The 19,776-nt window shown below is 40.4% G+C and carries 23 protein-coding genes, 1 pseudogene and 1 riboswitch; of the genes and pseudogenes, 7 read left to right on the forward strand and 17 right to left on the reverse strand.

Annotated features, from left to right (window positions below):
• Positions 1 to 357 precede the first annotated feature (357 nt).
• Positions 358 to 1,191, reverse strand: coding sequence for a lipoate--protein ligase family protein (locus ACFOU2_RS04915; RefSeq protein WP_377913582.1), 834 nt, complete (start codon positions 1,189 to 1,191; stop codon positions 358 to 360).
• A 258-nt stretch (positions 1,192 to 1,449) separates the two neighbouring features.
• Between ACFOU2_RS04915 and ACFOU2_RS04920 the strand changes: the two genes are divergently transcribed.
• Positions 1,450 to 1,824 carry a rhodanese-like domain-containing protein gene (locus tag ACFOU2_RS04920; protein ID WP_377912760.1) on the forward strand — a complete coding sequence of 125 codons (375 nt, stop codon included), beginning with the start codon at positions 1,450 to 1,452 and terminating at the stop codon, positions 1,822 to 1,824.
• Positions 1,825 to 1,901: 77 nt separating this feature from the next.
• Here the strand turns inward: ACFOU2_RS04920 and gcvPB are convergent, their stop codons facing one another.
• From gcvPB to gcvT, 3 genes are read right to left on the reverse strand one after another with little or no spacing between them, the layout of a single operon-like run.
• On the reverse strand, positions 1,902 to 3,359 hold the full coding sequence (gcvPB, locus tag ACFOU2_RS04925; RefSeq protein WP_377912762.1) for an aminomethyl-transferring glycine dehydrogenase subunit GcvPB: 1,458 nt from the start codon (positions 3,357 to 3,359) through the stop codon (positions 1,902 to 1,904).
• Positions 3,352 to 4,698: an aminomethyl-transferring glycine dehydrogenase subunit GcvPA gene (gene gcvPA / locus ACFOU2_RS04930; RefSeq protein ID WP_377912764.1), complete on the reverse strand. Its 1,347-nt coding sequence runs from the start codon at positions 4,696 to 4,698 to the stop codon at positions 3,352 to 3,354. The genes gcvPB and gcvPA overlap by 8 nt, the downstream gene beginning before the upstream one ends.
• A 29-nt stretch (positions 4,699 to 4,727) precedes the next feature.
• On the reverse strand, positions 4,728 to 5,825 hold the full coding sequence (gene gcvT, locus ACFOU2_RS04935) for a glycine cleavage system aminomethyltransferase GcvT (protein ID WP_377912766.1): 1,098 nt from the start codon (positions 5,823 to 5,825) through the stop codon (positions 4,728 to 4,730).
• A 164-nt stretch (positions 5,826 to 5,989) separates the two neighbouring features.
• A riboswitch (glycine riboswitch) is annotated at positions 5,990 to 6,078 on the reverse strand.
• Positions 6,079 to 6,273: 195 nt separating this feature from the next.
• On the opposite strand from gcvT, the gene ACFOU2_RS04940 reads away from it, so the two are divergent.
• Genes ACFOU2_RS04940 through ACFOU2_RS04950 form a run of 3 tightly spaced genes read left to right on the forward strand, consistent with a single transcriptional unit; the run spans position 6,274 to position 9,127 of the window.
• Positions 6,274 to 7,950 carry a DEAD/DEAH box helicase gene (locus ACFOU2_RS04940; protein WP_377912768.1) on the forward strand — a complete coding sequence of 559 codons (1,677 nt, stop codon included), beginning with the start codon at positions 6,274 to 6,276 and terminating at the stop codon, positions 7,948 to 7,950.
• Positions 7,937 to 8,749, forward strand: coding sequence for a YqhG family protein (locus ACFOU2_RS04945; RefSeq protein ID WP_377912770.1), 813 nt, complete (start codon positions 7,937 to 7,939; stop codon positions 8,747 to 8,749). Before ACFOU2_RS04940 ends, ACFOU2_RS04945 begins: the two co-directional genes overlap by 14 nt.
• A gap of 30 nt (positions 8,750 to 8,779) precedes the next feature.
• Positions 8,780 to 9,127, forward strand: a complete 348-nt coding sequence (locus ACFOU2_RS04950; RefSeq protein WP_377912772.1) for a YqzG/YhdC family protein — start codon at positions 8,780 to 8,782, stop codon at positions 9,125 to 9,127.
• Positions 9,128 to 9,261: 134 nt separating this feature from the next.
• On the opposite strand, the gene ACFOU2_RS04955 is transcribed toward ACFOU2_RS04950, so the two are convergent.
• From ACFOU2_RS04955 to comGA, 9 genes are all read right to left on the reverse strand, one after another.
• Positions 9,262 to 9,444 carry a YqzE family protein gene (locus ACFOU2_RS04955; protein ID WP_377912774.1) on the reverse strand — a complete coding sequence of 61 codons (183 nt, stop codon included), beginning with the start codon at positions 9,442 to 9,444 and terminating at the stop codon, positions 9,262 to 9,264.
• Positions 9,445 to 9,468: 24 nt separating this feature from the next.
• Positions 9,469 to 9,981 carry a shikimate kinase gene (locus ACFOU2_RS04960; RefSeq protein ID WP_377912776.1) on the reverse strand — a complete coding sequence of 171 codons (513 nt, stop codon included), beginning with the start codon at positions 9,979 to 9,981 and terminating at the stop codon, positions 9,469 to 9,471.
• 16 nt (positions 9,982 to 9,997) lie between these two features.
• Entirely contained in the window at positions 9,998 to 10,378 is a 381-nt protein-coding gene (comGG, locus tag ACFOU2_RS04965) for a competence type IV pilus minor pilin ComGG (RefSeq protein WP_377912778.1), read from the reverse strand.
• Positions 10,368 to 10,811: a competence type IV pilus minor pilin ComGF gene (gene comGF, locus ACFOU2_RS04970; RefSeq protein ID WP_377912780.1), complete on the reverse strand. Its 444-nt coding sequence runs from the start codon at positions 10,809 to 10,811 to the stop codon at positions 10,368 to 10,370. The genes comGG and comGF overlap by 11 nt, the downstream gene beginning before the upstream one ends.
• Complete coding sequence (comGE, locus tag ACFOU2_RS04975) at positions 10,808 to 11,143, reverse strand: competence type IV pilus minor pilin ComGE (RefSeq protein WP_377912782.1); 336 nt, start codon at positions 11,141 to 11,143, stop codon at positions 10,808 to 10,810. Before comGE ends, comGF begins: the two co-directional genes overlap by 4 nt.
• Positions 11,127 to 11,582: a competence type IV pilus minor pilin ComGD gene (gene comGD / locus ACFOU2_RS04980; protein WP_377912784.1), complete on the reverse strand. Its 456-nt coding sequence runs from the start codon at positions 11,580 to 11,582 to the stop codon at positions 11,127 to 11,129. Before comGD ends, comGE begins: the two co-directional genes overlap by 17 nt.
• On the reverse strand, positions 11,551 to 11,883 hold the full coding sequence (gene comGC / locus ACFOU2_RS04985) for a competence type IV pilus major pilin ComGC (protein ID WP_377912786.1): 333 nt from the start codon (positions 11,881 to 11,883) through the stop codon (positions 11,551 to 11,553). The genes comGD and comGC overlap by 32 nt, the downstream gene beginning before the upstream one ends.
• Positions 11,884 to 12,172: 289 nt before the next feature.
• A complete protein-coding gene (comGB, locus tag ACFOU2_RS04990; protein ID WP_377912788.1) occupies positions 12,173 to 13,210 on the reverse strand; it encodes a competence type IV pilus assembly protein ComGB in 1,038 nt (345 codons plus the stop codon).
• A complete protein-coding gene (gene comGA / locus ACFOU2_RS04995) occupies positions 13,207 to 14,301 on the reverse strand; it encodes a competence type IV pilus ATPase ComGA (protein ID WP_377912790.1) in 1,095 nt (364 codons plus the stop codon). The genes comGB and comGA overlap by 4 nt, the downstream gene beginning before the upstream one ends.
• A 307-nt stretch (positions 14,302 to 14,608) precedes the next feature.
• On the opposite strand from comGA, the gene ACFOU2_RS05000 reads away from it, so the two are divergent.
• Both ACFOU2_RS05000 and ACFOU2_RS05005 read left to right on the forward strand, forming a co-directional pair.
• Complete coding sequence (locus ACFOU2_RS05000; protein ID WP_377912792.1) at positions 14,609 to 15,310, forward strand: helix-turn-helix transcriptional regulator; 702 nt, start codon at positions 14,609 to 14,611, stop codon at positions 15,308 to 15,310.
• Between the two features lie 85 nt (positions 15,311 to 15,395).
• Complete coding sequence (locus ACFOU2_RS05005; protein ID WP_377912794.1) at positions 15,396 to 15,641, forward strand: DUF2626 domain-containing protein; 246 nt, start codon at positions 15,396 to 15,398, stop codon at positions 15,639 to 15,641.
• 46 nt (positions 15,642 to 15,687) lie between these two features.
• Here ACFOU2_RS05005 and ACFOU2_RS05010 read toward each other — a convergent pair whose 3' ends face one another.
• Both ACFOU2_RS05010 and ACFOU2_RS05015 read right to left on the reverse strand, forming a co-directional pair.
• Positions 15,688 to 16,827 carry a class I SAM-dependent methyltransferase gene (locus ACFOU2_RS05010; RefSeq protein WP_377912796.1) on the reverse strand — a complete coding sequence of 380 codons (1,140 nt, stop codon included), beginning with the start codon at positions 16,825 to 16,827 and terminating at the stop codon, positions 15,688 to 15,690.
• Positions 16,828 to 16,840: 13 nt separating this feature from the next.
• Positions 16,841 to 17,473, reverse strand: a complete 633-nt coding sequence (locus ACFOU2_RS05015; protein ID WP_377912798.1) for an MBL fold metallo-hydrolase — start codon at positions 17,471 to 17,473, stop codon at positions 16,841 to 16,843.
• A 348-nt stretch (positions 17,474 to 17,821) separates the two neighbouring features.
• Between ACFOU2_RS05015 and ACFOU2_RS05020 the strand changes: the two genes are divergently transcribed.
• Complete coding sequence (locus ACFOU2_RS05020; protein ID WP_377912800.1) at positions 17,822 to 17,995, forward strand: DUF2759 domain-containing protein; 174 nt, start codon at positions 17,822 to 17,824, stop codon at positions 17,993 to 17,995.
• Between the two features lie 152 nt (positions 17,996 to 18,147).
• On the opposite strand, the pseudogene ACFOU2_RS05025 reads toward ACFOU2_RS05020, so the two are convergent.
• Positions 18,148 to 18,408 (reverse strand): annotated as a pseudogene (locus tag ACFOU2_RS05025) (transposase); the annotation flags it as partial.
• Between the two features lie 319 nt (positions 18,409 to 18,727).
• Positions 18,728 to 19,648, reverse strand: coding sequence for a M14 family metallopeptidase (locus ACFOU2_RS05030; RefSeq protein WP_377912802.1), 921 nt, complete (start codon positions 19,646 to 19,648; stop codon positions 18,728 to 18,730).
• Positions 19,649 to 19,776 lie beyond the last annotated feature (128 nt).

A 19,776-nucleotide genomic window follows, 5' to 3' on the forward strand; every position in this document is an offset into this window, starting at 1 on the left:
CATAATGTCTCCATTTTTCCAAATTATAGAAAAAATATCTAAACATGCGATATCAATAACGTACCACAGCCAAAAACCAAATTCAATATATTGTGTCGCAATTAATTCAACAATACTATATATTGTTTTTGTCAAGAGAAAAATTTTATTTTCCTTATAAAAAAGGATTGACACGTTCCCCCCTAGAACCTCATAGCTTTATGGAACGTTCCCCACCATATGTGATACCCGAAAAAATAGAACCCCAACAGCTTATGACAAAAAGTCGGAATATTCCTTAATTTAAAACACAAAAATAAAAACATAACTGCGTGCTTTAAGCAGCAGTTATGCATTTTTTGCCTCAACATATGGATACTATCTTCTGAAATTCCATTCATCAGATGCATATTTAGTTTTAGCCAAATGCTCCACATACTTTCTTTCTTCAGCAGTTAATGTATATGGTTCCAGTTCGATTGTCAATCCAAGCTCAAAACCTTTTTGAAAAGCTTCTTTCGCTTCTTCCAGTCCAATTGTTCGACCGGCAATCGCATTAATGGCCACCGCTTTTTCACGAAATGCACGCTGCATGCGCTCTTTCACTCGATCGCTTGGGTATTTGAATACACTAAATAGCTTGTCTTCATCTAAATCGAGCAAGATGGAACCGTGCTGCAAGATGACGCCTTTTTGCCTGGTTTGTGCACTGCCGGCAATTTTCCGCCCTTCTACGACAAGCTCATACCAGGACGGTGCATCAAAACAAACGGAAGAACGGGGGTTTTTCAGACTGTTCTTCTCCTCTTCTGTTTTTGGAACAGCAAAATAAGCATCAAGTCCTAATAGCTTAAAGCCTTCAAGCAAACCTTGTGAAATCACCCGATATGCTTCTGTTACCGTTTTGGGCATATCAGGATGTTCTTCGGATACGATCACACTGTATGTAAGTTCATGTTCATGGAGCACTCCACGTCCGCCTGTTGGGCGTCTGACAAAGCCGAGGTTATGTTTTTTGACCATATCAAAATCGATTTCTTTCTCTGCTTTTTGAAAATAACCAATTGATAACGTAGCAGGATTCCAGCCATAAAAACGAATCGTCGGCGGGATTTTCCCTTCACTGTGCCATTCCAGCAGCGCTTCATCGAGCGCCATATTATAGTAAGGATCACAATTTCCCGAATCAATAAATGTCCACTTTTCTTTCATTTGTTTCTCATCCCTAATCATATTGTTAAATTTCATCTAACCATTGTCCCTTAAGCTCTAAAAATTCGAATCCTTGCTTTTTATGAAACGGCCCTTTCGCTAAAATCATTGATTTTTGCTCATTAAGAGAAAGGCCGTTTCAACTATTGTTTAGTGTATCAAAAGATACAGGTGAGGAAAAGAATTACGCCTTTACTTCTATTTTACTTCACTTATATAATAGGCTTATGTGATTTAGACGAAGAAAGGACGATTATAATGGAAATAGCACTGATCTTACTAGGAGCTTTCATCGTATATTCTGTTGCGATGTATTTTTATCAGCGTAAAATTTTAAAAACGTTAACCGAAGAAGAATTTCGTGCTGGATATCGTAAAGCACAAATTATTGATATTCGCGAACCGAATGAATATGAAGGCGGTCACATTTTAGGCGCACGCAATATCCCGTTATCCCAGCTTCGTATGAGAATGGGCGAATTACGGAAAGACCAGCCGATTTATCTGTATTGCCAAAACGGCATTCGTACAGGACGCGCTGCTCAAACGCTTCGCAAAAACGGGTATAAAGAGCTTTATCAATTAAAAGGCGGCTTTAAACAATGGTCGGGTAAAATTAAAACGAAGAAATAAAAAAGATGAAGATGCCAAAAAGCGGTGAGAGCATTCCTCACCGCTTTTCTTGTTGTCTAACTCCGGCTCCGCTTTTCTTATGCCTGATAGCGCAAAATTGGTTTGCGGGCTGCAGTTGTCTCATCCAGACGTTTTACAACCGTTGTATGTGGCGCTTCCTGGACGATTTCCGGATTGTCCTCCGCTTCTTTGGCGATTTGGACCATGGCCTCGATGAACGCGTCCAGCGTCTCTTTGGCTTCGGTCTCTGTCGGCTCGATCATAATACATTCCTCTACATTCAGCGGGAAATAAATAGTTGGCGGATGATAACCGAAGTCCAATAAACGTTTGGCAATATCAAGCGTGCGAACGCCAAGCTTCTTCTGACGTCTGCCTGATAAAACAAATTCATGCTTACAATGACGGTCAAACGGCAAATCATAATACTCTGCAAGTCGTCTCATCATATAGTTCGCATTTAATACCGCATATTCCGTTACAGCCTTCAAGCCGTCAGGACCCATTGAACGAATATACGTATAAGCGCGTACATTAATGCCGAAGTTTCCATAGAACGGCTTCACGCGGCCAATTGATTGTGGACGATCATATTCGAAGTGGAATCCTTCTCCTGTTTTAATCAATACCGGCTTCGGCAAAAACGGAATTAACTCAGCTTTTACCCCTACAGGGCCAGAGCCAGGTCCGCCGCCGCCGTGAGGGCCTGTAAATGTTTTGTGAAGATTTAAATGGACGACATCAAATCCCATATCACCAGGACGCGCTTTGCTTAATACCGCATTTAAGTTCGCACCGTCATAGTAAAGCTTGCCGCCTGCTTCATGGACGATGTGGGCCATTTCTAAAATGTTTTCTTCAAACAACCCAAGCGTGTTCGGGTTTGTTAACATTAACGCAGCCGTATCAGGACCAACCACACGACGTAAATCTTCCAAATCTACTAACCCTTGCTCGTTTGATTTCACTGTTACCGTTTCAAGTCCTGCAACTGTCGCCGATGCAGGGTTCGTACCGTGAGCGGAGTCTGGCACAATAACTTTTGTACGATGTGTATCACCGTTCGCTTCATGATAGGCACGAATCATCATCAGCCCAGTCCATTCACCATGCGCACCAGCGGCCGGTTGTAATGTTACTTCGTCCATGCCCGTAATTTCTTTTAAATGCTCCTGCAAGTCATACATTAGTTCCATGGCGCCTTGCACCGTGGACTCTTCTTGTAATGGATGAACATGGGCAAAACCCGCCATACGAGCGGCTTGTTCGTTTACTTTCGGGTTATATTTCATCGTACAAGATCCCAGCGGATAGAAGCCTGAGTCTACCCCATGATTACGTCTTGATAAAGCTGTATAATGGCGCATAATATCAAGCTCTGATACCTCCGGCAAATTCGGTTCTTCTGTACGAATATAATCGGAAGGAATCAACTCTTCAATGTTGGTTTCAGGCACATCTAGCGCAGGCAGCGAATAGCCGATGCGTCCCTCTTTACTTAGTTCAAAAATGAGCGGTTGGTTTTCTTTATGCATGGAAATCCCCCAATTCCTTCACAAGTTGATCAATTTCTTGTTTTGTACGAAGTTCTGTCACAGCGAGTAACATATGATTTTCTAGTTCAGGATAATCGCGCCCTAAATCATAGCCGCCTATGATGCCTTTTGAAAGAAGATATGCGTTCACCTCTGAAATCGGTCGATTGAACGAAACGACGATTTCATTGAAGAATGGGCCGGTAAATGCGACATTCAATCCTTTTTCTTGGATTGCATTCATTGCATAACGCGCTTTATGAATATTTTGCAAAGCCATTTCTTTCACGCCTTTTTTTCCTAAAGCCGTCATGGCAACAGATGCTGCCAGCGCATTTAAAGCCTGATTGGAACAAATGTTAGAAGTCGCTTTATCACGGCGGATGTGCTGCTCGCGTGCCTGCAATGTTAGTACAAACCCGCGTTTTCCGTCTTCATCCGTTGTTTGACCGACAAGACGTCCCGGAATTTTTCTCATTAATTTTGTGGTTGTCGCAAAATATCCACAATGAGGGCCGCCAAACTGTGCAGGAATGCCGAATGGCTGTGCATCACCTACGACGATATCAGCTCCCAATTTCCCTGGAGGTGTTAACACCCCTAAAGCCAATGGATTGCTTGATACGATAAACATGCCTTTTTCCTGATGGGCAATTTTCTCAATTTCTTTTAACGGCTCAATTTGACCAAAAAAGTTTGGATATTGAACGACGACGCATGCCACATCGCTGTCCATTTTTGCAGCCAATCCTTCTACATCGGTCACTCCGCCTTTTGTTGGAATCTCGATAACCTCTAAATACTGACCTTTAGCATACGTTTTTAATACATCACGAGCTTCGGGATGAACGGATTTCGATACTAAAATTTTTTTATTCCGTGTCTGGCCTGCACTTAACATAGCGGCTTCCGCTAATGCTGTCCCTCCATCATACATAGAAGAGTTCGCAACATCCATTCCTGTCAATTCACAAATCATCGTTTGGAATTCAAAAATGGCCTGCAATTCACCCTGTGAAATTTCCGGCTGATACGGAGTATATGCCGTATAAAACTCTGAGCGGGAAATAACATGATCCACAATGATTGGCATGTAGTGATCATACACCCCTGCCCCTAGAAAGGAAGGATACTCTTTCATATTGATATTTTTAGCTGATAACTTGCTTAATTCTTTCACAAGTTCTGATTCAGATGCCGCTTCTTTTATGTTATATAATCCCTGAAAACGCACACTCTCCGGAATATCCGCAAACAACTCATCAACGGATTCTACACCAATTGTTTGCAGCATTTCTTTTTTGTCTTGTTCTGTCATTGGCAAATATCGATGCATCATACCTTTAGTTCCTCCCCTATTTGTACCGCTTATTTTGAACGCTTATAAAACGGTGTTGACACCACTCTTGCCTTTAGGCGTTTTTGTCTAATTTGCACTCCCACTTCTGTTCCAAGACCTGAAAATTCGGATTTTAAAAGCGCCACTCCCACATTTTTTTTAAGTGTTGGAGATTGAGTGCCTGTTGTAACCTCTCCGATTTTCTCATCTCCGATGAACACTTCGTAGCCATGTCGCGGAATGCCTTTATCAATCATTTCGATCCCCACAAGTTTTCTAGGAGCACCGCTTTCTTTCTGTTCTTTTAATACTTCTTTTCCGATAAAATCTTCTTTGTTCGTTTTCACGGCAAAGCCGATGCCCGCCTCAATCGGCGTAATATCTTTTGATAACTCCTGACCGTACAGCGGTAAATTCGCTTCAAATCGAAGAGTATCACGCGCACCCAGGCCGCAAGGAAGAACTCCCTCTTCTTTTCCAGCTTCTAAAATAGCATTCCATAGAGTTTGAGCGTCTTCTTTCCGGCAATAAATTTCGAATCCATCTTCCCCTGTGTAACCAGTACGGGAAACCAACGCTTTTACCCCCACCAATTCCACATCATCTTTAAAACGAAAAAACTTGATTTCTCCTAAATTTTCAGTTGTAAGTTTTTGTAAAACCCCTTCTGCCACAGGCCCTTGGAGCGCCAGCTGTGCGATATCGTCCGATACGTTCCTTAACATAACATCACCGCTTACATGCTGCTGAAGCCATTTGAAGTCTTTTTGAATGTTTGCAGCATTGACAACAAGCAGGTAGTCGCCATCTTGCTTTTTATAAATGAGCAAGTCATCTACTGTACCGCCGTCTTCATAACACATAGCCGTATATTGCGCCTTGCCGTCTGTTAATGCGGCAACATCATTTGTCATCACTTTTTGAAGAAACGCCAGGCTGTCAGACCCAATAACCGTTATTTCTCCCATGTGTGATACATCAAAAAGACCTGCTTTTGTTCTTACGGCTTCATGCTCTTCTTTAATGGAAGAAAACTGAACAGGAAGTTCCCATCCTCCAAAATCTATTAGTTTTGCACCTGATTGCTTGTATATATCATATAGCGGTGTTCTGTTCAGCTCTGTCATTTACAGCTCCCCCTTTAGTTCTTTTCAGTGAATATAAAAAAGGACAGACTACTCCCTAATATATTAGGAAGTCTCTGTCCTTTCACCTGAAAGTTTACCCGTCATCTGTCGTTTTATAGGTTTGCCTCGTGGGTGGCTTATATTGCAAGCACTCTCCAGAGTTGCGTCAAATAAGAGTCTTTTTGCCTGAGAGATTCGCTTTTTACTTGCTCCTTCGGCGCTGCATTTAAGCAGTCTCTCCCCTTATTCTCATTCGCCCATATAAAATTGTCATTTGTTGGTCATACTATTTGAAAACTACTTCAATACTCGATTCAAATCTTAAAATAAAAATAAGTTCGCAAAGTTCAAATGCATTGTTTATTTAAAAATTTCTGAATTACATTTACATCCTATCATTAATCTTTACAAAAGTTCAATAAAAATTTGAGGAAAGGGGTGTTTTACCATGAGCGTTGACATTTTGTTTGATGAAGAATGGACAAATCAGTTTCTCGAAAAGACAGAAGAAGACGGGCCTTGGGCTGATTGGGAACTGTATAAGCTGGCCTACCATATTCAAAAGCAAACGGTTATTCCTAAATTTGAAGGACTGCAAGCGCCCAAATATCTAGCTGATTTAGTTCCTCTTCCTCACCAATTAGAAGTAGCAAAACAAGTAGTAGAACAAATGAACGGAAAAGCCATTTTAGCGGATGAGGTAGGATTGGGAAAAACCATCGAGGCAGGTCTCATTTTAAAAGAATATATGATTCGCGGTCTCGTAAAAAAGGCATTGATTCTTGTTCCCGCTTCCCTCGTTTCCCAGTGGACAATGGAATTAAACCAGAAATTTTATATTCCTGCCGTTGCCCAGCGCAAATCATACGTATGGGACCAATGCGATATTGTGGTGTCATCAATCGATACAGCCAAACGCCCGCCTCACCGCGATCTTGTTTTCCAGCAAGACTACGATTTGGTGATTATCGATGAAGCTCATAAGCTAAAAAACAATAAAACCAAAAACTATGAATTTGTTCAGCAGCTGAAAAAGAAATTTTGCTTGCTATTAACAGCGACGCCGATCCAAAACAGATTGGAGGAAATTTTTAACCTTGTCTCCCTTTTGAAACCAGGGCATCTAGGAAACCAAACCTTTTTTGAAGAGTTGTTCTCAAAGAAAAACCGCGATGTGCAAAATGATGAGCACTTACGCGAACTTGTTAGCAAAGTCATGATTCGCAATCGGAGAGCAGACACAGGAATTGAGTGGACAAAACGAATTGTGCAAACAGTGCCGATTGAATTTTCAGCAGAAGAACGTGAACTTTATGAAAAAATTCTCTCTTATAAAGGAGATTTCCTTTCAAACAGTGCCTTTTCCATTTTAACGCTTCAACGAGAAGCTTGCAGCAGTCGTGAAGCGGTTTATATGACATTAAAAAACATGTTGAAACGCGAATCGGAAGAATACCAGCCTCCTCATCAAATGATTGAAGAGCTCTTAGAGATGATCGGGAATATTTCCCAAAATGCGAAAGCAGAAAAAGCGCTGGAACTTATTCAGCAAATTAATGATAAAGTCATCATTTTTACTGAATACCGTGCCACTCAGCTTTATTTACAGTGGTTCTTGAAACAACATGGCATTTCTTCCGTTCCCTTCCGTGGAGGATTCAAGCGAGGCAAGAAAGACTGGATGAGACAGTTATTCCAGCAAAATGCCCAAGTGTTAATCGCAACAGAAGCGGGCGGTGAAGGGATTAACTTACAATTCTGCCATCATATCATCAACTTTGATTTACCATGGAATCCGATGAGATTGGAGCAGCGCATCGGAAGGATTCACCGTCTCGGTCAACAACAAGATGTACACATTTATAATTTTGCTATTGCCAACACGATTGAAGAGCATATTTTAAAGCTTCTCTATGAAAAAATTAACTTGTTTGAACGAGTGATTGGTGAATTGGACGACATTTTAACACGACTTGAAATCAAGAACTTTGAAGAGCATATCCAGGATATTTTCCTGCACTCGAGCAGTGAAGGAGAAATGAAGATCAAGATGGATAATCTAACGTCCATCATCGAATTTGCCGAACAATTAAACGAAGGAGAGCCGCGTCATGCAGCAACATGAGATTCATTCTTTTTTAAAGCGCTACTTTACAGCCAACCATTGTGAGATTGTGGAGGAAACTCCTTTCTACTTAACAGTACAGCTTACCATTGAGATGGATAAGGAGCTCATGAATCGTCCTTTTTATTGGCACTATCTTGAAAAAACCGGGGGTATTCCAAATCCAGCAAAACTAACTCTCATTACGGATGCCAACTTTGATGATTCAAACATACGTGGAGAACGCATTCACTTTGGTTCTCCACGTTTACATCAAATATTTGCCTCTACTCAAAAATTTGGAGCATTTATCCGTTTATATGAGAATGTCCATCAAACCAAACCGGCCCAAATGCCCTTGCATCCTTGGGTCGGAATGAACGTAAAAATTTCTTATCACTGCAACTTAAAGAAAGATATTATGATGTCACTAGGGCTTCATCTGATTACCGGCTCAATTGTTTTATCTTTTCAAGAAAAACTGGAACAACAGGAATTATCAGCGAGAATTCCCGACTACTGTTTCACCCTTTCTCCTCTCATTAAACCGAAAAGCGGTTTAAACCGACTAAAGCAGTTTATTCGCGGGGAAATTGAACAAGATAATGATGAGTGGGCAGCCGAGGCCCAAAAAAAATGGAATGAAGATTTAGCACTGCTCAATCATTTTTATGAGGATATGGATGAAAAGCCAGAATGTTATGAAGTAGAAAAACAAGCGTTACAGGAGTTGTATGAACCTAAAATTATCGTCAACACCATTAACGGAGGTTTATTTTATTTAACGGATCAAACAACTAAGCAGCTCACTTCAGCTTAACCTCAACGACGAAAGGATGTGCCCCATTCTATGAGGCCGTTATGGACAGTTGTGTGCCTATGTTTAGGACTAATGCTCCCCCTCTCTGTTTCTCCTTCGATTATGATAACAGAGGCTGCTCCTCCGCCTGAGCCCATTCCTTCTTATGCAAAATGGAGCCGGCTGGCGATCAAAGAAGCTAAAAAACGATATCCGACTGCCCAAATTAAAGATTTCTTGTACGTGGGACGCGCAAAACAGGGAAGAGACAAGACATCAGAACGTTTTAAGCTTTGGGTCCAAAACCAAAATAAAGAATTTGGCTTATTGGTGACAGTTGTATTTGATACAAACACAGAAAAAGTGCAATCCATCTCATTTGTAGAAACACCGAATTAAAAGAATCCCCCAATATCGCTTTTGAATCAAAATTGTTACGGCATCCTTTGATTCAATGAATTTTTTATGATGATAAGATTTTAAAGGGTGCCCCCCGAACGACATGATTTGTGACGTTTTGGGACACCCCTTCTTTATGATTTCTTTTTTCGGTACCACATCATAATAGCAAAAGGAACGACTCCAAACCAACGGTGAATAAAAGAATCACGCTCTTCTTTTCGCTTTCGTCGTTGCTGTATCCGTTCTTCCTTCGGCTGGTCAATATAACGAACAAATTGCTGGGTCACAAATTTCACATAATCATTTGTAGACATCGTTCAATACCACCTCATTCATTATTATGTCCGAGGAGCTTCATCCTTAATCAATGAAAGGATTTCTTCACAAACATGGTCCACCTGTTTTCCTGTTGTGTGAATGGTAATATCCGCTTGTTCGTAAAACGGTTGACGCCACTCATATAATGCCTTTGCTTTCTCAAAATTTTGATGGTGGAGAAGAGGGCGTGTATGGTCATCTTGTAAACGGGCCCAGATTTCTTTAAAATCACAGTGCAAGTAAATGACAGTTCCGCCCTCTTTCATCCATCGGCGGTTCTCCTCTTTCATAAAGAGCCCTCCACCCGTTGTAATGATGATATCGTTCGTTGGAAGCTGTTCAAGAACAGCCGTCTCAAATAAACGGAATTTTTCTTCTCCTTCTTCTGCGAAAATATCATTAATGGTTCTCCCGGTTTGCTGTTCGATATAATGATCCGTGTCCACCACCGGAACATTAAGTCTTCTAGCTAATTCAGCACCAACAGTGGTTTTGCCAGAGCCCATGAATCCTACAAGATATAAAGCTTTCATTTTTCTTCCCCCTTGATTATAGCTTTTTCCATTTTATCATTTTACCGCTTTCTCTTTCTATTTCCGCTAATACTTTATGTTGCCTGTCAGAGGAAAGCTGACAATGAATTTCAATCGTCATCCATCCATCTTGCACTGACCGCAATATATAGGTCACCTCACCTTGAGGATACAATTGCGTTTCCCTCTCTCCTGGCACATCCTCTTCTCCAAAACTCCGAGGCGCATCCACAAGCGCCAGCTCCAATAAATTCTCCATCTCATAATAATCACTCACACTTTTTGAAAAAAGGGCTTCAGCTACATATACTTGCAGCTGCTGATGCACGACGAAGAAAATAAGCAATGACAGCAGTAACGCCAAGGGCAGCACGAAGCCCTTTTCATCACGAGGCACTTTGTCCCCCATCGCTATTGAAAAGACTGATTCTTTCCGCATACAAACGATTCTCCAAATCACGAACCTGAACTATAATTCCATGACTGACTTTGATAAACTGAACGGATGAAATGTTTTGCAGCAACACCTCATGTCCGGTTCCCACTACTCGCCGGCGTATCATCTGACCGTATCTCTCATATGTTACTTTTTGTTGTCTATAGTTGGTGAAAGTCAATTTCTGATCGTTACATTCAACATCATATCCTTCCCGTAATTCAAGCGTTAACTGCTGCAGAAAAATGTCCCATTCCAATTTAGATAAGGAAACAGCCACAACTTGCTGCTCCTTTGTCATTTTGATTATAACCGGCAAAAAAGACATCATCATTAAAAATAAAGAAAAAGTGATTAACATCTCTAAAAGTGTATAGCCGCCCTCTCTTCTCATCTTTTTATATAATCACACCTCTTTTTACTCTGTTTCGATAAATTTTCCCAGTAAATACACACTTTAAATAGCGATTGCTCTTCAACTTGCCAGCTCACTTCATATACAATTCCATTTAACAGTCGACGAGACGGGGAAGGAGAAGCCCCGTCATACTTATACTCCAGCACTTTCTCATGCAATAACTTCACAGCCGCTTTATCAATATCAATGTCCTTCCTCTCCTGCTTAATCTGGATATATAACGGAAGTATGTGTGCAAGCAGCAGGAAAAGAATTGAAAACGCAACGAGCATTTCAAGCAATGTATAACCCCTACAACTTTTCAGCATAAAAACGTCCCTTTCCGAGCATAAACACCATTTCGTAAGTAAGAGAACCAGATGAGATAAAAAACGTCCCTGATTTTGAAATATTGCCATTGCCAAGAAACTTAATTTGAGATCCTAATGTAGCAAACTGAATACGAAGACGTGAATCGTAAGATCGTGTGAAAAGAGGGCTCGATATGCTGCCTGCGACGATAAAATACTCATTTTTGTCCGATGAAAACCTTAGAGACACCGCTTGTCCTCTTGTGATAGCCGCCTCTTGTGCATAAAATATATCCGTTTCTAATTGCTTCATAAACCAATGCAGCCGGTAATACTCCATAAGCGGCTCTATTTTGACAATGGTTACAAACATGATGGCATGAACAATGGCCAGAACGATCAGCACCTCGAGGACGGTAAATCCGTTATGATGTAGTCGCTGTTGTGGCTGTGTCACTTTCTTTTACCTCTCCATTCACAATCTCAATTCCATCTCCGTTGGGACACTTGGTTTCCTTAATGTAGCCGTCAGTTTTTAATTGATCGAGGGTAGGAATTTTATTTTCATTTTCTATTTTATATACTTCTACTTGAGCTTGTACTGTTTTGATATAAGCCTCACATCCTTTATCATTAATCGCGCCATTGTTCTTCAATAAATTGGGAACCGTAATTAACAGCAAGATAGAGATCACCAACATGACCACGAGCATCTCGATTAATGTAAACCCGTTTTTCTTCACGAGCTGTCTCCTCATTTCTTTTCCTCCTTTTCTTTTATCCCGCATTAACGGGCAGTAAGACTCCCACTTCAAAACTTAGCGTAATCGAAGAAGTTTAAGTGGGGATAACTGCTCTAATCTGGCTGCGGCTCCTAGCTCCCACTACGTTTCACTCCTTCCTACAGAACCAAAAAGCGGTTCTTTGTCAGGAGCTCCAACGCACGTCGGAGCTAAACAGTCGCCTCGCTTTCTCGTGTAAAAGCCCGATAAGATCAACTAACCATCAGTGGGGGATGAAGCCCCCCCCCACTAATGGAGGTTTCCTTTATACAGTTGACATCATTTTCAGCATCGGAAGCATAATCGACAGGTACATAGCTAAAACAAGCAATCCAATCAAGGAAAACAACAAAGGCTGCATGATGTTTAACCATTTGAAGACGAGTTGCTCCAGTCTTTCTAAAATGAATTGGCTATGGTTTCCCAGCTCCTTTGCCAGATCACCGTTGGACTGGCCATGTGCAATCACATTGGCAAGCTGGGCATCATAATATTTTCTCTTGAACATGATTTGTTCTAAAGCAGCACCTGAAACAAGCTGTTCCTTCAGAAAAGCCGCTTCTACTTGAAAAAAAGGGTAATGCCGCTGTCGTTCAAATAAACTCAAGCAATCATTTACGGATAATCCTCCATTCAATAAATTGCTGATATGGGTCGAGAAGAAATAAGAATTGAACATAGGAACGATCTTTTTAATTCCAGGAATCTTCAACAAATAACCCATTCGTTTATATGGAGGCATTTTTTGCATATAGACACGGTACACCACAAAGGAAATCGTCAAAAACAAAAAGGAGAAAACACACCCGTATGGAAAAGCACCTACAAAATTGATTAGTAAAGCTAAAGGTAGTGACATTTCTGTCCCCATGGAGGAATATAACGTTTGAAACTGTGGAAGCAAAACGGTTGCCAACACAAAAAAGATGATAAATAAAAAGGAAAATAACATGAGAGGATACTGCACAACTTTTTTCATTTTTTCCATGCTTGCCAACTTCCGTTGCAGCATCCATGCCCCTTCTTTCAAAGCAAATGTCAAATCCCCGTGTCGTTCAGCAAAATATAAATAACCCAAAATATCACGATGAAATGCCAAAGATTCAAAAGTATCATGAAGGGACACACCATTTTTTAATTGTTTTAAACAACGATCAATATCTTCACCAAGCTTTTGAGGAATCTGAAAACGTAAAAATTCCATTGCTTGCGACAACGTGTAGCCGTGATCGAGAAGCTCGGATAATTTCAAGAGGAAGAGGGCTTGTTGTTCCAAACTCCATTTTCTTTGCAGGCTCTTCATTCATCACTCCCCCACCCATCCAATGCTTGCGGGTACAAGTAACCTAGAGCAATCCCTTTTTTAATGGCATCCCGTAATGTGGCATAGCAATAACTGACTTCTTCTCCTCTCGCCCCTTTCATAACCTGGTTCAATGTTTTTCCGTATAACAGCTCATACACACTTGCTTGCCGGTGCCTTCTCATTTTCCTGCATAATGGATGACACACATCCGTACAAAATGGACATTGCAGGTCGACCAGCCTTTGAGCTGCTACGGCAACAAGGGTTTGCTCAATTTCTTGAAATCCGACTCCAAATTCGAGAAGCCGGTAAATGGCTCCAGGTGCATCTCTTGTATGCATAGTCGTCAAAACTAAATGACCTGTCAATGAGGCTCTTACAGCAATTTGCGCTGTTTCATCATCCCGAATTTCCCCCACCATAATAATATCGGGGTCATGCCTTAAAATGGCTCGCAAGCCAGTCGCATACGTAATACCTGCCTTCTCATTGACCTGTACTTGCAATACTCCTTCGCTTCGGCGTTCAATCGGATCTTCAAGCGTAATAATATTGCGATTGAACAGCTTTTTTGATTCATTTAAAAGGGTATACAAGGTGGTGGTCTTTCCAGAACCCGTTGGACCTGTAAAAATAATGAGTCCATGCGAATGTTTTAAAAGGGAGATTAATTTTCTTGTTGTACTTGGAAAGAGTGAGAGCTGATAAAGAGGAGTGACGTGGTTTTGTAGAAGAACACGTATCACGAGGCTTTCATCAAAAAAGGTAGGTAATGTGGAAAATCGTAAGCTGACAGGAGCATCATCAATGGTAACAGTTAACGAACCGCTTTGAGGTTTTCGTTTTTCTCCAATATCCATCCCGCCTAAAAACTTAAAATGGGCAATCAAGCGTTCACATCTTTGTTTGGACATCACTTCCTTTACCATTAATTCTTTTCCCAGTCGCACTTGTATAACCGCATCTTCTTCCCGGGGAATGACATGCACATCGGAAACGCGATACGTACAAGCATAACGAATCAATTGTTCAGCCATTTTCTCGATATTGGCTACAATAGGAATCTCCTCCTTTTCTTTTTGATACATCTACACTATTCTCCATTTTCTCCCTTTTTCCTACAATATTTTTGTAAAGATATTGTAAATAAGAGACTGAAAGAGATTTTCTTATCTATTAAAACAAAATTGTATCCATAATTAACGCCTCCTGTTTTATTCCGCCTTTAATCAATTCATTTACATTGCATCCGCTTTGCATAACGTTTGTATAGTTATTTACATAGTCTCTTGTGAACTTTTTTTAAACTTAAGGCGTTAATTTGTTTCTTCCGTTTTCCACACTGGAAAGGTGTATTATAATGAAACTATATTGGGCACTAGGAGTGAGACCAAAATGGAAGAGACTTTAAAAGTAACAAGCATTCTTTCTGATCCGACCCGTTTTCATATTTATGAATACATTTCAAACCAACGAAAAGATGTAACTGTTCAGGAAATTGCCGATTTATTTCATATCCACCCAAATGTCGCAAGACTTCATTTATCAAAGCTGGAAGAGATTAATCTCATTATCTCTGAAACCAAAAAAACAGGAAAAGGCGGAAGACCAAGCCGCTTTTACCGTTTATCAGACGATGTCATTCAACTCTCTTTTCCTTATCGGGATTATCAACTGTTATCGAATATTGCGGTTCATGCTATTGGAATGCTTGACGAGCAAGGACAAAAATTATTCAATGACAGTGCTTACGAATATGGAATAACATATCTTAAGAAGCATTACTCTCACTTATATACAGACATCAACTCTTTAAGTGATGAAGAAAAATTGAACATCATCAAAGACGCTTCTGCCAGTACAGGCTTATTTCCCATGATATCGATAAAGGAAGATGGAAAAACGGTCATCTTCGAAATCCGAAACTGCCCTTTCAAGGAATCCGCTTTCATTCATCATGAGGCTGTCTGCAACATGCACAATGCTTTCCTAAAAGGAATGTTTAGCGTATTGTTTCCTAGTCTATTATTTGAAGTGCACGACAACATGGCTTTAGGTTGTGAAACATGCACCTATTACGTAAGTGTCACAACCTAGAAACAAAGTAATATTTACAATTGTATGAAAAATACATTATAATAATGTAAGTAATTGACATGTGGGTGTAAAGGAGGGGATGGATATGGACCGTATGTACCGTGTTTTGGCGTTTTGGACCGGGATTTTTTCCGTCATGTTCTATCTTGGACACATGCATACTACGTCTCTTATTTTCTTAGGTCAAACAGGCTTTTTTGCACTTTTAAGTTACTTAAAGCTTTCAGAGCGCATGTATATCTACATCTTTGGAGCTTACTTAACGGTTTTCTTTGCTGGCTTTACATATTGGACAACATTCATGATGGTTCCAGGTGCTGGCGGGCATTAATAAGAACGCCCCTTGTTGAATTACTTCAACAGGGGGTGTTCCTTTTTTATGGTGTTCTATTAAAAGAAAAGGGAGATGAAAAGAGCTTCTCTTTTTCCAGCCTTATTCCTTTTCCCTGAACGATTACATGAAAATGATTACTCATTCCATCATCCATTATTAAACTGCGAATTGCCCTGTTTTGCTTGCTTATTTCAGAAAAAGGATTCAAATCTACATTTTCTTCCAATAAATCCAGTATTCCAATCGATAACAAAAATTCATGCTGTCGACCAAAAGCAGCCACTTCCGCTCCCCATTGTTTTCCTTTATCAATAAAACTGTCGAAATGAATATGGGTTGTTAAATCCATTTGGCCAGCATACAACAGCGGGTTAGAAACGAGCTGGTGCTGAAAATAGCCGCGTAAACTCCCATGGCGGCGCAACGGATGACGAAGCTCTTGAAATGTGTAGCCGTAATCAACCGTTACCATCATGCCCTTTTCAAAAAGAGAATGTAGTTCTTCTAATTTTTCTAACATCATAAGCGGAATTTCCATCCGCTGGTTATTCGTTAACTGAATGTTGTAATCTGCTAAATATTGCTGAATGCATTCATTTTCGACCGGTGTAAATACTTCCGTCAACTCGCCTTCACTATCAATCGATATCCATACTTCATACAGTTGGTCCTCTGCTCGTTGAATAACTTCTACAGGCAGGGCATCAAACCACTCGTTAGAAAAAATTATTCCTTGAAAGGTGCCAATTGTTGATTTTAGTTCTTTTAAACTGCTGAAATACTTTAACCGGGAATATGATTCAAGCTCATCCTGCTGGAGTTGTTGATGGTAAAAGCTTTTTTCCACCACATAATACGTAACTTCCGGAAAAGTTTCTGGAGAGAAGCTTTCCCATTCCTTTAACACATACTTAGCGAAGCGTCCGTCCCCTCCTCCAATTTCACAAATCACAGGTGGAAGCTTCCCTTGATTGATAACTTTACAAAAAAAGCGGGAAAATACCTTCGCAAAAACCGGGAAAGCATGAGGAGTCGTAGTAAAGTCCCCTTCTTTTCCAATCTTCACATCTTTTTTCATATAATAACCGTGCACCGGATGGTACAATGCATTATGTATAAAAACAGAGTAAGGAATTCTCTTGAGCGGTGATTGTATAATGAGTTCTTTTATAAATTCCCTCATCTCATTTACCTATTTAAAATCCATTTAAAAAAGGATTGTTATCCATTTCGTTGCCGATTGTTGTTTCACGTCCATGGCCGCACAATACGATTGTATCTTCAGGCAAAACAAGGAGCTTATCGTGAATACTTTGTAAAAGCTGCTGATGATTCCCTCCTGGTAAATCTGTACGCCCGATACTGCTTTCGAATAAGACATCTCCTGAAGCAATCATTCCAGCTTTTTTAAAATAATAGGACACGCTGCCTGGTGAATGGCCAGGGGTTTCGTATACTTCACATGTAAAATCCCCGATTGTCAGCACATCTTCCTCTTTTAAAAGATGCGTAGCAGGCTTAACCGCAATAGCTCCCATCATGAAAAATTGCGAACCATTCAAAGCAGGATTTGTTAGCCATTCCTGCTCATGACTATGAACATACACCGGAATGTTATACTTTTCACGTACCACATCTACTGCCCCAATATGATCAAAGTGAGCATGCGTCAATAAAATGGCCAATGGCACCAGTTTTTCTCTTTCTATTAGCTGATTTAGCTTTTCTCCTTCTTCCCCTGGATCGATAATTATACATTCTCTTTTTTCATTTTGAATGATATAACAGTTTGTTTGCAGCGGTCCTAATGGAACTCGACTATATTTCATTTTGCAAATCCTCCTTTTCATTCATTCTTTTCAATATTTTACAACAATTTTCACAAAGATTAAACGAATCGCTTTTTCATTGTGACATAGAAGTGCCATTTTTTCGCCTCGACAAATGTTTTGAAAACATTTAAAATAAAAAAGAGTAAAGAAAGCGTTAGCAATTATACATTAGCTTTGTTAAGGAACATTGTTGATTGAACATCTCGACTCATTCATCCGGAAGCTCTGCTCCGTTCGTCTTTTGGCAAATGCCGAAGAGAAGTTAAAAATCAACACTCAACTTTAACGCAGCTGCAGAATTGGCTATAAGTGAGAAAATATCGGTCAATCAAAGGGGGGTTTTTCATGGGCCTTGTCATCATTTTTGGACTTACAGCACTCCTTGCTCTATACGGTGCCTTTACAGCATTGCGTAATAAAAACTTACTTGGAGCAGGATTTGCTTTAGCGACAGTTGGTTTCTTCGGATGGTTTACAGTTATGACTGTATTACATCATGGATTCCCGGCTGCGCACTAAATGATTACATAAAAAAACAAGCCGTTACAGGATAACGGCTTGTTTTTCAGATTGTCGAGAAACCCTTTAGGGTTCTCGACAATCTGAACCGTTTCCTATTGAAACGGTGAAAAATCATGGAACTACGAGAGATCACTCTCTGAAATCACCCTTCATCCCACCTTTTTGGTGAGGTGGAGGGCGATTTTCTTCATGTTTTGGCAGGCGGCTGTGAAAAAGGCCTGCTCTTGGACAGACTTCCCCCCTCGAAACCGAGCGTATCGATAGCCATGAAGTTCTTTGGCGTCGGCAAAACTCCGTTCAATCGTGGAACAGCGAAGTGTATATAATCGTTTTCCTTCTTTTGTTCGTTTATGTTGACGAGTGATTTCTTTATACTCTTCCCAAATGTGGCGTGTCACGGTTCGTTGTCGAATAAGAAAGAATACATCTCATTGGACAGACATAAAAAGAAGGCTGTTGAGAAAAACTTTCTCAACAGCCTGGAAAACCTTCGCTAAATAGCCAAGGTTTTTGTTTATCCCGCATCAACGGGCAGTAAGACTCTCACTTCAAACTTAGCATCATCGGAGAAGTTGAAGTGGGGGATGAAGGAACCCTCCGCTGATGGAAGTTTCCTTTATGTGAAATTTATAAGATTGACGATTTTTTTTGTCTTCAAATTCATGATTTGTTCCAATTGATACCCCATTAAACTCAATTTACCGTTTGGAGACAATCTAAAAGGAACATTCAAACCATATACATAGATGCGACTAATATCCCAATACATTCATGATAAATGGACGAAAACTGCGATAAAGGTAAAGGATTAATTCCTTTGCCAAGTTCAATTGTAAAACCTGGCTTGTTCCACTTCAATATAAACCAATCTTTATATCCTGCATAACTATCGATATTTCTTACAGATCGATACGGGCTTACTCGTTCAAATTCAGCTGCCATTCGCTCAGATTCGGGAGGCTCCTTCTCCATATATCCCCAATAAAACTCTTTTCCTTGTGTATGAAGAGCAAGAACGAGATTCGGGTTCAGGCTTTCCGTTAAACGAGCCATACAAAGCACTTCAGGTTCTGACATCGGATAATCCCCGCCAAAATCCCGTGGATGGGGTCCCTTTAACATTTTTCGCTGTGTTTCTTTTTCCCAATTTGCCGGAAACTGCTTATTTAAATCCACTCCTCTTATGTTCGCTTTCCATCCTTGGAAATCATCAAAATTCTTATTGGTATAGATAACAAAGGACCGATACGGTTCAACAATGGAAGCTGGTCCATCCACGACTAAATTTACCCCATCGGGATTAACCATCGGAACGACTGACAATGTCACATTGTGATATAACATACGAGCTTCCTTTCCATAAAAATCACTACCGGCTTGAACAGCCTCAGCATATTCCTTTACAAATCTCATCAACACATTTGTTGTGATCCATTCATTTGCATGAAAGGAAGCATTCATGTGAACGTTTTTTTTCCCTTTGCCGATCATAAGATGAAAGATCGGCTGCCCAAGAACGCTCAATCCAACCTGCTTCACTTTAACAAAGGGAAATAACGTGCGTAAGACTGCTAACTCCTCATATAATCTTATGGAGTTATATGGTGTCGTTCTTTCATCACAAATATAAGAAGCTGGATCACGTCTCATTTTCCTCCCCCTTTTGTCTTTTCTTTTTCCATTTATATGAATTTTTTCTTCTCCTCAACACAAAAAAAGCTTTGAGGCGCAAAGCATCGAAGCTTTTTCTCTTGACATGGTTAAGGAACAAGGTTGTT

Origin of the sequence: Bacillus songklensis, from assembly GCF_042649685.1 — a bacterium.
Taxonomy (GTDB): Bacteria; Bacillota; Bacilli; order Bacillales; family Bacillaceae_H; genus Bacillus_BA; species Bacillus_BA songklensis.

Bases quoted from the DNA above. Each gene is read 5' to 3' on its own strand.
- ACFOU2_RS05015 (WP_377912798.1), bottom strand. From the start codon at position 17,473: ATGAAATATAGTCGAGTTCCATTAGGACCGCTGCAAACAAACTGTTAT.
- gcvT (WP_377912766.1), bottom strand. From the start codon at position 5,825: ATGACAGAGCTGAACAGAACACCGCTATATGATATATACAAGCAATCA.
- ACFOU2_RS04945 (WP_377912770.1), top strand. From the start codon at position 7,937: ATGCAGCAACATGAGATTCATTCTTTTTTAAAGCGCTACTTTACAGCC.
- ACFOU2_RS05010 (WP_377912796.1), bottom strand. From the start codon at position 16,827: ATGAGGGAATTTATAAAAGAACTCATTATACAATCACCGCTCAAGAGA.
- comGC (WP_377912786.1), bottom strand. From the start codon at position 11,883: ATGAGGAGACAGCTCGTGAAGAAAAACGGGTTTACATTAATCGAGATG.
- comGF (WP_377912780.1), bottom strand. From the start codon at position 10,811: ATGAGAAGAGAGGGCGGCTATACACTTTTAGAGATGTTAATCACTTTT.
- comGB (WP_377912788.1), bottom strand. From the start codon at position 13,210: ATGAAGAGCCTGCAAAGAAAATGGAGTTTGGAACAACAAGCCCTCTTC.
- ACFOU2_RS04955 (WP_377912774.1), bottom strand. From the start codon at position 9,444: ATGTCTACAAATGATTATGTGAAATTTGTGACCCAGCAATTTGTTCGT.
- comGA (WP_377912790.1), bottom strand. From the start codon at position 14,301: ATGTATCAAAAAGAAAAGGAGGAGATTCCTATTGTAGCCAATATCGAG.
- ACFOU2_RS04940 (WP_377912768.1), top strand. From the start codon at position 6,274: ATGAGCGTTGACATTTTGTTTGATGAAGAATGGACAAATCAGTTTCTC.
- gcvPA (WP_377912764.1), bottom strand. From the start codon at position 4,698: ATGATGCATCGATATTTGCCAATGACAGAACAAGACAAAAAAGAAATG.
- comGE (WP_377912782.1), bottom strand. From the start codon at position 11,143: ATGCTGAAAAGTTGTAGGGGTTATACATTGCTTGAAATGCTCGTTGCG.
- ACFOU2_RS05005 (WP_377912794.1), top strand. From the start codon at position 15,396: ATGGACCGTATGTACCGTGTTTTGGCGTTTTGGACCGGGATTTTTTCC.
- ACFOU2_RS05030 (WP_377912802.1), bottom strand. From the start codon at position 19,648: ATGAGACGTGATCCAGCTTCTTATATTTGTGATGAAAGAACGACACCA.
- gcvPB (WP_377912762.1), bottom strand. From the start codon at position 3,359: ATGCATAAAGAAAACCAACCGCTCATTTTTGAACTAAGTAAAGAGGGA.
- ACFOU2_RS05000 (WP_377912792.1), top strand. From the start codon at position 14,609: ATGGAAGAGACTTTAAAAGTAACAAGCATTCTTTCTGATCCGACCCGT.
- ACFOU2_RS04915 (WP_377913582.1), bottom strand. From the start codon at position 1,191: ATGAAAGAAAAGTGGACATTTATTGATTCGGGAAATTGTGATCCTTAC.
- ACFOU2_RS04920 (WP_377912760.1), top strand. From the start codon at position 1,450: ATGGAAATAGCACTGATCTTACTAGGAGCTTTCATCGTATATTCTGTT.
- ACFOU2_RS04950 (WP_377912772.1), top strand. From the start codon at position 8,780: ATGAGGCCGTTATGGACAGTTGTGTGCCTATGTTTAGGACTAATGCTC.
- ACFOU2_RS04960 (WP_377912776.1), bottom strand. From the start codon at position 9,981: ATGAAAGCTTTATATCTTGTAGGATTCATGGGCTCTGGCAAAACCACT.
- ACFOU2_RS05020 (WP_377912800.1), top strand. From the start codon at position 17,822: ATGGGCCTTGTCATCATTTTTGGACTTACAGCACTCCTTGCTCTATAC.